Here is a 12,861-nt window from a genome sequence, read left to right as displayed (position 1 = left end):
TTCTGGGCCGGAATCAGCGCGAGAGAGACGCGGGATACAGCGGCGGTAGGTCTGGCGATGACGCTTCGTTGTCCCAGGCGGTGTTCCGGCGCAGGCTATCCAGTGCCTGTTGCAGTTGTTGCCTCGCATTCTCTTCGTGGGTATGGTGCTGGCCCGAATACAGTCCGGCCTGAAAGCGGTCAAAGGCGGTTTTCAGTGCGCGGTCTTCTGTCAGTTTGAACAGATCCGAAACGGAATCAAATGAGAGCCTTGGGAAGCGCAGTCGGGCCCAGCGCAGCAGCAGCGTAGACGTTTCCCCGGAGCCTCGTTTGACCGCAGCCTGAAGTGCTTCAAACGCTTCACGTTCGTTGTCGATGCCGCCATCGACGGGTTCTTTGGAGCCCGGTGCTGAGGTTTGACGAGCCCGCCACCAGAGCGCCAGGGTCAGCAACCAAAGGGCCGCAAACACAACCGTAGCCCAAAGCCAGAGGCGGTTTCCGTATGGTTCTGAGCCCTCGGTTGTCTCCGGGGTTACCGGTGAACCTGTGGGCCCCGCTGAATCGTCCGTTATCTGTGCGGGCGGCGCGGAGGTGGCGTTATCGCCGGTAATCCGGAAACGGCGCTCCGGCAACACGGCGTGCTCCAACTGGTCGGTGTCGGTGTTCCACCAGGGTACACGAAGCGCGGGCAGGGTGGTTTCGCCCGCCTGGACAGGCACCAGGGCGGTCACCTGCTGCAGTGTGGCGCGAAGTCCCTCCGGAGTGGTTTCGGTATTGCGCAGGGGCTGTTCCGGGTAGCTGCGGATGGCGTCCGGTAGCTCCCGGGATATAGGCGGCAGGGCTTCGGCGGGCAATCCTAGCGCCTGTAGGGTCACTTTCCGGCTGAGATTGCTGCCGACGGCGAGTTCCTGGGTAGAGGGCAGGCCTTCGTCGCTCAGGGTCAGACTTCGTGCTGGTAACCAGGGCTGATTGTCCGGATATCCGGCAGGTACGGGTTTGACCGGAACGTCATAGAGTTGCTGCCGGTCGCGAAGGAAGCGCAACTGGCCCGAGGCATCCCTGGCCTGGCCCTCAAACCGGATAGGCTCCAGGCTGAGAGTGCCCGGTGTTTGGGGAAAGATGGCGTAACGCCGCTCAACCACCCGATACCGGATTCCGTCGCGATAGCGGGTAAACTCACGCTGTTTGCCCAGTGACTCGATGATGGCGTCCGGGTGCTCAGGCTCCGACAGCTCTCCCCGGATCAGGTTGCCGGAGAAGAACAACTGTATGGTCAGTACCAGCTGTTCCTGAACGTACACTTCCGCCTTGTCTGCGGACAGCTCGATAAAGCTGTCACGGCTGGCCGCCGGTTGATCCGGAGGGGTGCCGGAAATAACCTCGATGTCGACCGGGTCGGAAATGGAATCCTTGAACGTCAGTTCGGGAATTGTCAGTGTACCGGTGCTGGTCGGGGCGAGCTGATAGGTCCAGGTTATTTCGCCTACCATTTCGTTGTTGACGGTTTGCACGCTGTAGCGCTGGTTGCGGGCCAGGATTTCGAAATCCGGCTCGACCTTTTCGATATCTGGCGAAGGCAACTGTGACAGATCGAAGCTGAACAAATTGCTCAGATTAATGTCGATTTTCATGGAGCCCTTGACGGTCAGGGTCAGTACCTCACCTTCGTAGAGCTGGGTTCGATCCGGTTCCACCACCAGTCTGTCGGCAGCGTGACTGACGGCTGACAGGAGCAAAAGAATGAGTGTCGCGGCAAGGGAGAGAACGCGCGTTACCATGGTGTGTCGCCCTCATCGGGTGTTGTCTGTCGTTGTTGGTACTGTTGCAGGAACTTGCGTTGCAGTAACCCGCCGGGGTTGTCCGGTATACGGCGCAGCCACTGTTCCTGGCCCTGGCTCAGGGGCTGTTCTGATATTTCGGCGGGCGCACTGGCACCACTCTGGCGCTCTCCGGCAGGCCCGTCCGGGCCTGCCTGGGCATTCCGCTGTTGCTCCTGTGAGCCGTCCTCTGGTTGTGTCTCTCCGGCGTTATCCTGTGAACTTTCGCCGTTCTCGGAGGGCTGCTGTTGCTCGCCAGGCCGGGGATCCTGATTCTCGCCATTGTTGTTTGCAGAATCCTGCCTGGCGCTGTCCTGGCTGTCATTGCCCTGGCCCTGGCCGCTGGAGCCATTCTGCTGTCCGGGATTCTGATCGTTGCTTTCCTGGTTGTTGTCGCCTTCTCCCTCGCCCTGAGACTTCTGTTGCTGGTTCAGGAGTTGCTTAACCAGTTGCTGGTTGAAGCGCGCATCTTCGAAATCCGGCTGCTGTTCCAGTGCCTGTTGATAGGCGTCAATGGCCTGTTCCAGTTGGCCGGCCCGGGCCAGGGCGTTGCCCCGGTTGTAGTCGCCGGCGGCCCCCGGTTGATTGGCAAAGGCTTCCGCAGCGTCACTGTACTGGCCATCGCGATAGAGCGCTGAGCCGCGCCAACCCGGCTGCTCCAGAATGGTAGCGGCCCTGGACGGATCCTGCTGGATAAGATTTGGCCCACGCTGGTCTTCTCGCAGCCACAGGCTGCCCCAGTCCAGAGCCTGAACCGGGCGCGGAGCGCCTGCCAGCGGAATCAGCGCGAAGGCCAGAATGGCAAAGGCTCCCCGACGCCAGCCCAGAATGAGTAACGGCAGCACCAGCCACAGCAGCCAGTAGCCGTCGTCCTGCCAGCGATTAACGGTCATGCCGTCCTGTTCGTTCTGCCATTCATCGGTTTGTGATGGCTCCAGGGCCAGGGCGCGAATATCCCGGTCATCCAGGGTCAGTTCGTGGCTGGTTCCGCCGTTGATGCTGGCCAGTTGGGCCAGGGAGTCTGGTTCGGCCTGGCTGATGACAATCCTGCCGTTGTCCCGAATGAATCCGCGCTTTGCCAGGGGAATGGGACCGCCTTCGCGGGTGCCCACCACCAAGGTGTTCAGGGGATAGGGAGTATCTGCCAGTTGCTGACGGATTGCACTGTATTGCTGTTCCGGTACCGCCTCGGAGATCAGCAGTATGCGACCCTGGCCCGGTGCGCCCTGGTCCAGCAGGTCGACCGCCTGACGCACGGCCAGATCGGCGCGGTTGCCCTGGGCAGGCATGATGGTGGGGGCCAGCACGCTGAGCATGGCCTCAATGGTGCGGGTGTCGCCGGTAAGTGGCGTTACCGTGTGGGCGTCGCCGGAGTAAACCACCAGCGCCGTCAAACCGCCTTTTCGCTGCGTGAGGATGTCGCGGACCTTGCGCTTGGCCAGCGTCAGCCTGTCTGGTTCTACGTCGGTGGCCAGCATCGAAAGCGACAGATCCAGAAGAATGACCAGGCTGTCCTGGGTTTGTTTCAGGGGGGTGGGTGCCTGTCGCCAGCTTGGGCCGGCGAGGGCAATTGCGAGCAAAACCAGAGCCAGACTCAGGGGCAACAGGGGCGATCGGGTGGTGCCAGTGGTCTCGTTGGTTCGGGAACGAATCAAGGGCTGTAACAGGTGAGTGGGGATGTATCGGGCCCATCCGGTCTCACCCTGGCGAAGTTGATGTCGGGCCATAAACAGGACCGGAACCGCCAGCAACAGAATTAACCACAAGGGGCGCAGAAAATGGAAGTCAGCCATGGCCAGCCTCCGTAGCGGTGTTTTCCTGATAGCGGTTGGATGCCAGTCGCAGGGCAATCAATAGCAGCCAAAGCCCGGCGGCCATGCCGGCCGGCCAGGCGTAGAGTTCTGTCACCGGCCGGTAGAACTGGCCTTCCTGTTCTATCGGTTCGAGCTGATTGATGCTGTCGTAGATCATTTCCAGCTCTGGCAGGCTTCGGGCCCGGAAATACCGGCCACCGGTCTGTTCTGCCATGCGCGTGAGCAGTTCCTCATCAAGGTCCCTTGAGGGGTTGACCCGCCTTGAACCCAGCAGCCCGCGCTGGATCATGGTATCGGCGCCGATGCCGATGGTGTAAAGCCGCACGCCGGCTGCCTGGGCAATTTCCGTGGCCTTGTCCGGGCTGACCTGGCCAGCGGTATTTGCCCCGTCTGTCAGCAGGATCACCACTCGCTGTTCCTGCGGGCGTTCGCGCAGACGTTTCACCGATAATCCGATGGCGTCCCCGATGGCGGTGGCCCGGCCTGCCATGCCCAGGCCTGCCTCGAACAGGAGGGTCCGTACCGTTTCCCGGTCGAAGGTCAGTGGCGCCTGAACGTAAGGTTCGGTGCCGAACAGAATGAGCCCCAGCCGGTCGCCCTCACGCTGGTCTATGAAATCATCCAGCACCCGTTTCACCGCCTGCAAGCGGTTGATGCTGCGGCCCTGAAGCACCATGTCCTGTTCGTCCATGCTGGGAGAAATATCGACCACTAACATCAGATCGCGGCCGGTTACGGGCATCTGGATTTCTTCGCCAACATGCTGAGGGCGGGCCAGGGCTACCACCAGGCACAGCCAGGCCAGCAATAGCAGAAGCTGGCGCCAGAGCGGCGTTGATCTTCCCCGGGAGCTCACGCCCGGCATTCCGGACAACCAGTGCCCGACGGGAATGACCGGAGCATCCACCGGTTCGCTCTGGCGCTTGCGGTTACCAAGCAGCAGCGGCAGCAATGCCAGTAACAGCACCCACGGGTAAGCCAGACTGATCATGACTGGGCCTCCAACCAGGTTCTGGCGAACGCCAGCGCCTGTTCAGTCTGTGCGCCGGGCCGTGGTTGCCAGGTGCTTGTGACCATGGCCTCAACGACGGGGCGGGAGGCGATGCGGTCTTTCGGCGCGGTTGCCAGGAGAAAGTCGATCCACTGCTGCCCGGTCATGGCCTCTGGATGCTTTTCCGGATGGCTCTGCCGTGCCGCTCGTTTGAGCAGGGCATTGAGCGCCGCGAACCATTCCGGCGCAGGCCGGGCCTTGGTTTCAAGCTGTTGCAGTTCGGACCAGGCGCTGCGTTTCCAGCGAAGCTTTCGGCGCTCACGGCGCCACAGCCACGCAAATGCCAACACAGCGGCAATCGTCAGTATCACCAGCAGCCACCAGCCAGGGGCCGGGGGCCACCAACCACCGGTAGCTGGTAACTGGATATCACGAAGTTGTGCCAGGGGATCCTGAGGGTTCATCCGATGCGACCTCCCGGGCCCAGCAGCAGGCGCAGGGCCTTAGCCGGATCCTCTGCGGTCGACAGCGTTGCAGAAGCCACGCCGGATGCCCGAAAACAGTCGGCCAGACGTTGCTCATGGGCGTCGATTTTGCCTTGCCAGGCCTGCTGGAAGCGAGGATTAGAGGCATCGAACCAGATCGGGCCGTCCGGGCCGGCAACGGCAAACCGGCCGGAAGAAGGCAGTGCCTTTTCCAGCGGGTCCTGAATGCGGATGGCACTGACCGAGTTGTGCCGGCTCATGGCGCCCAGCAGGGTAGTGGTCTGCTCGGTGATATTCATGAAGTCACTGATGATAAAAACGCGGGAACCGGTGTGTGTGACCCGGCGGGCTTCTGCCAGCGCTGTGTCCAGCCCATGGCTGGAGTCCGTTGCAGGGGGCGGTGGTGTTTTGCCCTGGTGCTGGTGGTTGGCCAGGTGATCCAGAAGGCGCAAGACGGACTTACGGCGCCGGGCGGGCCGGAGTACGGCCAGGTCCCGGTCATTGAATACCAGGCCCCCCACCTGGTCACCTGCCCAGAGTGCCAGCCAGGCCAGCAGAGCCGCAACCTGGGCACCCCGGACCTGTTTGTAGGCGCCGGCACTGGCAAAGAACAGGGTCGGCCCGAGATCGACAATCAACAGTACAGGTCGCTCCCGCTCTTCCTCGTACAGCTTGGTGTGTGGTGCCTGGCGCCGGGCCGTTACCCGCCAGTCTATGCTGCGAATGTCATCGCCGGGTTGGTACTGGCGCACTTCGGAAAACGTCATTCCGCGCCCTTTCTGGCGTGACTGGCGTAGCCCGGCCTGGCGTGACCGGACCGGTTTTACCGATGGCAGCTTCAGAGCTCGTGCATCTGCCTGCAGGCGCACCAGCTCTGGCAGGGTAATGAGAGTGGCTGGGCTGGAATCTGCCATGACGCTGTGATGGTCTCCTGTCAGCAACACCTCAGGCGGCAACCGGAACCCGGTCGATCAGCCTCTGCAACACGGAATCGGCGGTCATGCCTTCGGCCTCGGCTTCAAAGGTCAACAGAATCCGGTGGCGCAGCACATCGTAAGCCATGGTCTGGACATCGTCCGGTGTCACGTAATCCCGTCCATCGAGCCAGGCCAGTGCCCGGGCGCATCGGTCCAGTGCGATAGTGCCGCGGGGGCTGGCGCCGAAGGCGGTCCATCGAGCCAGTTCAGGGTCCAGGGTCGCGGCATCGCGGGTGGCCAGAATCAACGCCAGCAGGTACTGCTCCACAGGTTCCGCCATGTAGATATCCGAAACCGCCTGCCGGGCGGCCATCACCTGTTCCTGGGTTAGACGAATGTCTACGTTCGGGATTCCCTGACGGTAGTCGCTGCGCGCAAGGTGCAGAATCTCACGCTCGGCATCGGCAGAGGGATAGTCGATCACCACATGCATGAGGAAGCGATCAAGCTGGGCTTCCGGCAGCGGGTAGGTGCCTTCCTGTTCAATCGGGTTCTGGGTCGCCATCACCATGAACAGTTTGGGCAGGGGAAAGGTTCTCATGCCAACACTGATCTGGCGTTCGCCCATGGCTTCGAGCAGGGCCGACTGGACTTTCGCCGGTGCCCGGTTGATTTCATCGGCCAGCACCAGGTTGTGGAAAATGGGGCCGCGCTGGAATTCAAAGGTACCGGTCTCGGCGCGGTAGATCTCGCTGCCGGTGACATCAGAGGGCAGCAGATCCGGAGTGAACTGGATCCGGTGGAAGTCGCCCTCCAGATGGTCGGCCAGTGCTTTCACCGCGGTGGTTTTGGCCAGCCCCGGCGCGCCCTCAACCAGAAGATGGCCATCGGCCAGAAGGGCAATCAGTAGCCGGTCGACCAGTTTGTCCTGGCCAATAATACGCTTGGCCAGTTGTGCTCTGAGATCACCGAACGTTTGCTGTAACGACATGAAATAACTGCTCTTGATGTATGAATGCCTGCGTAAGTGATTGCCGCAGTTTTGGCGTCTGGCCGGCAAAAATCAAGGGTTTGACTATGCTTATGTGACGATACCCTGATTACGTTTCTTTCACACAAACCAGAGGTCGGATATGAATGCGCTGACAATCGCCAGCAAGGATCAGTTTTTCGAACAGTTGGCCGATGCGTTCTCAGAAAAGATTGCAAAAACCGAGGCAAAGAAGATCGCGGATTTTGCCAGACAGCATTATGCTCATATTCCTCTGGAGGAGCTGGTCAGTCGCCGCTTCTCGGATACCTACGGTGCCGTCCTGGCGGCGTGGCAATTCCTGCAAAAACGCAGTGCCGATGAAACCCCGGTTTCGGTGTTCAACCCGGACCTGGAAAGCGACGGCTGGCAGTCCACCCACAGCGTTGTTTTCATTCTCCATCCCAATATTCCGTTCCTGATTGATTCCCTGCGCATGGCCATCAATCAGCGGGAAATCGGCACCCACTCCATTCAGCATTCCATCCTGAGAGTGGAGCGGGATGACAATGGTAAGCTGAAGAAACTGCACACCACCAAAAAGGCATCGAAGGACGCAAGCTACGAAGCGTTCATCGTGCTTGAAATCGACCGCCACAGTGCCCCGGAAGACCTGCGCGACCTGGAGCAGACTCTGCAGAAAGTGCTGCATGAGGTACGCATTGCGGTGGGTGATTTCCCGATTGTGAAAGAGAAGGTCAGCGAGATCGTCAAGGAGCTGGATGCCACCACGGCTGGAATCAGTGAGGAAGGTAAGGAAGAAGCCCGGGCTTTTCTGTCTTGGCTGGTGGATGACCACTTCACATTCCTGGGGTACGACGAATACGACTTTGCCAAGGACAAGCAGGGCATGGTGGTACGCCGGGTGGAGAACTCGGAGCTGGGTATTCTTCGGGTCAACAACGAACGCCCGGATCGGGTTCGGCTGAATGAGCTGCCACAGCGTACCCGCCATGAAATGACCCGTTCCGATGACATCTTCATCTTCGCCAAATCGGCGCAGCGGTCTCGCGTGCACCGGCCGGCCTATCCGGATTACATTGCGGTCAAGAAATTCAACAGCAAGGGCGAAGTGGTGGGTGAGCGCCGCTTCCTCGGTCTATACACCGCTCGAGTCTACAACGAGCGTCCCGATGAGATTCCGCTGTTACGGCGCAAGTTCCAGAGCGTGATGAAGCGATCCGGCTTCCTGACCGACGATTACGCTGGCAAGGAGCTGGAGCAGATCCTGACGCTGTATCCGCGGGACGAGCTGTTCCAGATTGAAACCGACGAACTGCTGCGTGTTGCCAAGAACATTCTGTACATCCAGGAACGTCGCCGGATTGAGCTGTTCATGCGGGAGGATGTTTACGGCCAGTTTGTAACCTGTCTGGCCTTCTTCCCCAGGGACATCTACAACACGGAGCTGCGCCTGAAGGTGGAACAGGTGCTGCTGGATCGCCTGGAGGCCGAGGACATTGAGTTTGTTACTCATTTTTCCGAGTCGGTGCTTGCCCGGGTACAGTTCACCATCCGGGTGCCACAGGTGGAAAACCGCCAGTTGCCGCTGGCGGAGATCCGCGACAAGGTTATTGAGCTCGCCCAATCCTGGCGAGACGGCCTCTACGAGGCATTAAGCGAAGCCTATGGCGAAGAGCAGGGCAATGAGCTGTATCGCGTCTGGGCAGGCGGTTTCCCGGCCAGCTACACTGACATGTTTTCACCCCGCCGGGCGGCCATCGACCTGGAGCACATCACTGCCTCTGCCCGCGACGATGATCTGGCCATGAGCTTCTATCGGGCCCTGGAAGAAGACGAGAACACGCTGCATTTCAAACTGTTTTATCCGGACGAGCCGCTGCCACTGTCGGATGTGATGCCGATTTTCGACAATCTCGGTTTCCGGGTGATTGGCGAGCACCCGTTTGAGGTGATTGATCGAACGGGTAAAACGGTTTGGATTCATGACTTTACCCTGCAATCCCACACCGGCAATATGGTGGATATTCACCGTATTCGCCCGATTTTCGAAGAGTTGTTCCGCCGGGTCTGGCACGGTGAAGCCGAAAACGACGCCTTTAACCGCCTGTTGTTGTCCTCCTACATGAGCTGGCGTGAGATCGCGTTGCTGCGTACTTACGCCCGCTACATGCGCCAGATCCGGTTCTCCAACAGTCAGACGTTCATTTCCAACACGTTGGTCAACCACGTCAACCTGACACGGATCCTGCTGGAATACTTTGAGATCCGATTCAACCCTGAGCGTTTCAAGAGTAAGGGTAAAAGCGAGGCGGCTCAGCAGAAACTGGAAATCGAATTCAACGCCGGCCTGGATGAAGTGGAGAACCTCAGTGAGGATCGCGTGCTACGGCTGTATCTGGAGCTGATGCAGGCGACGTTGCGCACCAACTACTACCAGCCGGATGGCGAGGGCCAGCCCAAGCCCTACATCAGTGTGAAATTTGACCCGTCGCAGATTCCGGACATGCCGCTGCCCTTACCCATGTTCGAGATCTTTGTGTATTCCCCTCGTGTGGAGGGGGTTCACCTGCGTGGTGGCAAAGTGGCCCGTGGTGGTTTGCGCTGGTCGGATCGGTTCGAGGACTACCGCACAGAAATTCTGGGCCTGGTAAAAGCGCAGCAAGTGAAAAACGCCGTCATTGTGCCGGTGGGCGCGAAGGGTGGCTTTGTGGCCAAGCGTCTGCCCGATCCGTCTGACCGGGAGGCATTCCAGGCAGAGGGTATTGCGGCCTACAAAACATTCATCCGGGGCTTGCTGGATATCACAGATAACCTGGTGGATTCCGGCATCCAGCCGCCGGAGCGGGTAATCCGCCATGACGAAGACGATCACTATCTCGTGGTGGCGGCTGACAAAGGCACCGCCACCTTCTCCGACATCGCTAATGGCCTGGCCGCGGAATATGGCTTCTGGATGGGAGATGCCTTCGCCTCCGGTGGCAGTAACGGTTATGACCACAAGAAAATGGGCATTACTGCCCGGGGCGCCTGGGTCTCGGTGGAACGGCATTTCCGTGAGATGGGCATCAACCCGGCCGTGGATGAATTTACCGCCATCGGCATCGGTGACATGGGGGGCGATGTGTTTGGTAATGGCCTGCTGTGCTCGGAAAAAACCCGGCTGGTGGCCGCTTTCAACCATATCCACATCTTCATTGACCCGACCCCGGACGCCGAACGCAGCTACAAGGAGCGTAAGCGCCTGTTTGAACTGCCGCGTTCCGCCTGGACCGATTACGACAGCAAGTTGATTTCAAAGGGCGGCGGCGTATTCAGCCGTAATGCCAAGTCCATTCCGGTCAGCCCGGAAATGAAAAAGCTGCTGGGCATCAAGGCGGACCGCGTTCCGCCCAATATGCTGATCAGTCACATACTCAAGGCCGAAGTGGACCTGCTCTGGATTGGTGGTATTGGCACTTACGTGAAGGGCAGCGGTGAAAGCCACTCCGACGTGGGCGACAAGGCCAATGATGGCCTGCGGATCAATGGTGCCGAGCTGCGTTGCAGGGTTGTAGGCGAGGGCGGTAACCTCGGCTTCACCCAGATGGGGCGGATTGAATACGCTCTGAAGGGTGGTCGCCTGAATACCGACTTCATCGACAACTCGGGCGGCGTCGACTGCTCTGACCATGAAGTGAACATGAAGATCCTGCTCAACCGGGCGGTAGCCATGGGCGATCTGACTGGCAAGCAGCGCAACATCATGCTGGAGGAAATGACTGATGATGTTGCCTCGCTGGTGTTGAAGAACAACTACCGTCAGACCCAGGCCATCAGTATTGCCAGCGAGGATGCCGCCACCCGGCTGGAAGAGTATCGTCGGCTGATGAATACCTTCGAGAGCGAAGGCAAGCTCAACCGGGCACTGGAGTTCCTGCCGGATGACGAAACCCTGTCAGAGCGCAAGCTGGCCAAGAAAGGGCTGACGCGGCCGGAACTGTCGGTGCTGATCTCCTACGTCAAAGGGGATCTGAAGCAGGTGCTGATCGACAGTAATCTGCCGGACAATCCTCTGCTGGCTGGTGAGATGTACAAGGTCTTTCCGCGGGATCTGACCAAGCGTTTCTCGAAAGAGCTGGGTGAACACCAACTGCGACGGGAGATCATCGCAACCCAGATCGCCAACGACATGGTTAACCACATGGGCATTACCTTTGTGGAGCGCCTGAACCAGTCTACCGGGGCGGACGCAGCATCCATTGCCCTGGCCTGGATTATTGCCCGGGATGTGTTCCGCATCGACAGCTGGTGGGACAAGATTGAAGCGCTGGATTTCCACGTTTCCGCGGATCTGCAGATGGAGTTGATGCAGGATCTGATGCGTCTGATGCGTCGGGCTGTGCGCTGGTTGCTTCGTAATCGCCGGGCAGAACTCAATATCCAGAGTCACATGGAGCGGTTTGCCGACAGCGTCTGGGCCATTACCTCGGGTCTGCCGGAATACCTTGGCGACCAGGCTCGTGCCAATTGGGAAAAACGCAATGATCAGCTGATGGCTGCGGGTTTGCCGAAGGAACTGGCGTCGGTGCTGGCAGGAACCGGCTATCTGTATTCCTCTCTTGGTATTATCGAGGCACAGGAAGCCACAGGCATGCCGCTGAAAACGGTGGCCAACCTGTACTACGATCTGGGTGACCGTCTCGACCTGACCTGGTTCGCCAATGCCATCGCAGCGTTGACGCCAAGTTCCCATTGGCAGGCCCTGGCGCGGGAAAGCTTCCGGGAGGATCTGGACTGGCAGCAACGGGCCCTGACCACCGGTGTGCTGAAAACCGCTGAAAGCCCGGAGAAAGTCACCGATAGTGTGAACGCCTGGGAGCAGCGCAACCAGCACATGATTGATCGCTGGAACGCGATGCTGGCGGAACTCAAAGGCGTAAGGGAACCGGAATACGCCATGTTCTCGGTCGCACTGCGGGAGCTGCTGGACCTGGCACAAAGCACTATGCACCAGAGCCCGGAAGACGTAACGACCAACTGACTATTGCGTTATGTCGTTGATTCCCGTTCAATCCCGCAGCGGGAATCAATGGCAGGAGCAACAAGATAATGGCACCACTGAAACATCTACTGGACAAGAATCGGGCCTGGGCCAATGGCATCAAGTCGGTGGACCCGAAGTTTTTTGACCGGCTCTCGAACCAGCAGGCACCGGAGTACCTGTGGATCGGCTGTGCCGACAGTCGGGTACCTGCGAACCAGATTGTGGACTTGCTCCCCGGTGAACTTTTCGTGCACAGAAACGTGGCCAACGTGGTTGTGCATACGGATTTCAACTGCCTGTCGGTGCTCCAGTTCGCCATCGAAGTGTTGAAGGTCAAACACGTATTGGTGGTGGGGCATTACGGTTGTGGTGGCGTGCGCGCGGCATTGCTGAACGAAGGCTTTGGCCTGATTTCAAATTGGCTGCGCCATGTTCAGGACGTGCGTGACCGTCACCAGTCCGTACTGGACGCCATTCCCAATGTGCAGGACCGGGTAGACCGCCTGTGTGAGCTGAACGTGGTAGAGCAGGTAGGGCATGTGTGCCAGAACAACATCGTTCAGGAAGCCTGGCGTCGCGGCCAGCCATTGACCGTGCACGGTTTCGTTTACGACGTGGCCGACGGGTTGTTGAGGGATATGGGGCTCTCGATCGCCAGTGAGGCAGACCGGGAAACGATTCGTCAGTCCAGTCTGGATGAGCTGATCGAACGACCGGTCCGCTCCGGGCGCCAAAAAATATAATGCGAAGATTGTCAAAAACTGTCAAAAAATCGTGATGTCCGTCACTTCCTGACCCGTGGCGTCATCACAGTAGTGACCTTCTGCGTCTGTTACAGTAGC

The 12,861-nt window shown here is 59.4% G+C and carries 8 protein-coding genes; 2 read left to right on the top strand and 6 right to left on the bottom strand.

Annotation, left to right across the window (positions count from 1 at the left end; all coding sequences use genetic code 11):
• Positions 1 to 13: 13 nt before the first annotated feature.
• From ACAM27_RS13700 to ACAM27_RS13675, 6 genes are read right to left on the bottom strand one after another with little or no spacing between them, the layout of a single operon-like run.
• Positions 14 to 1,756 carry a BatD family protein gene (locus ACAM27_RS13700; protein ID WP_222534642.1) on the bottom strand — a complete coding sequence of 581 codons (1,743 nt, stop codon included), beginning with the start codon at positions 1,754 to 1,756 and terminating at the stop codon, positions 14 to 16.
• Complete coding sequence (locus ACAM27_RS13695; protein ID WP_222534643.1) at positions 1,750 to 3,588, bottom strand: VWA domain-containing protein; 1,839 nt, start codon at positions 3,586 to 3,588, stop codon at positions 1,750 to 1,752. The genes ACAM27_RS13700 and ACAM27_RS13695 overlap by 7 nt, the downstream gene beginning before the upstream one ends.
• Positions 3,581 to 4,600: a VWA domain-containing protein gene (locus ACAM27_RS13690; protein ID WP_222534644.1), complete on the bottom strand. Its 1,020-nt coding sequence runs from the start codon at positions 4,598 to 4,600 to the stop codon at positions 3,581 to 3,583. The genes ACAM27_RS13695 and ACAM27_RS13690 overlap by 8 nt, the downstream gene beginning before the upstream one ends.
• Positions 4,597 to 5,064, bottom strand: a complete 468-nt coding sequence (locus ACAM27_RS13685) for a DUF4381 domain-containing protein (RefSeq protein ID WP_369612136.1) — start codon at positions 5,062 to 5,064, stop codon at positions 4,597 to 4,599. The genes ACAM27_RS13690 and ACAM27_RS13685 overlap by 4 nt, the downstream gene beginning before the upstream one ends.
• Positions 5,061 to 5,999: a DUF58 domain-containing protein gene (locus ACAM27_RS13680; RefSeq protein WP_222179995.1), complete on the bottom strand. Its 939-nt coding sequence runs from the start codon at positions 5,997 to 5,999 to the stop codon at positions 5,061 to 5,063. The genes ACAM27_RS13685 and ACAM27_RS13680 overlap by 4 nt, the downstream gene beginning before the upstream one ends.
• A gap of 31 nt (positions 6,000 to 6,030) precedes the next feature.
• Entirely contained in the window at positions 6,031 to 6,993 is a 963-nt protein-coding gene (locus tag ACAM27_RS13675) for a MoxR family ATPase (protein ID WP_011785419.1), read from the bottom strand.
• A 142-nt stretch (positions 6,994 to 7,135) separates the two neighbouring features.
• Between ACAM27_RS13675 and ACAM27_RS13670 the strand changes: the two genes are divergently transcribed.
• Both ACAM27_RS13670 and can read left to right on the top strand, forming a co-directional pair.
• A complete protein-coding gene (locus ACAM27_RS13670; protein ID WP_113878987.1) occupies positions 7,136 to 12,016 on the top strand; it encodes an NAD-glutamate dehydrogenase in 4,881 nt (1,626 codons plus the stop codon).
• Positions 12,017 to 12,084: 68 nt separating this feature from the next.
• Positions 12,085 to 12,762: a carbonate dehydratase gene (can, locus tag ACAM27_RS13665; protein ID WP_011785417.1), complete on the top strand. Its 678-nt coding sequence runs from the start codon at positions 12,085 to 12,087 to the stop codon at positions 12,760 to 12,762.
• The last annotated feature ends 99 nt before the right edge of the window (positions 12,763 to 12,861 follow it).

Source organism: Marinobacter sp. RI1 (assembly GCF_041155085.1).
In the GTDB taxonomy this organism is placed as follows: Bacteria; Pseudomonadota; Gammaproteobacteria; order Pseudomonadales; family Oleiphilaceae; genus Marinobacter; species Marinobacter nauticus.
This window is presented reverse-complemented; position numbering and strand designations above follow the sequence as displayed.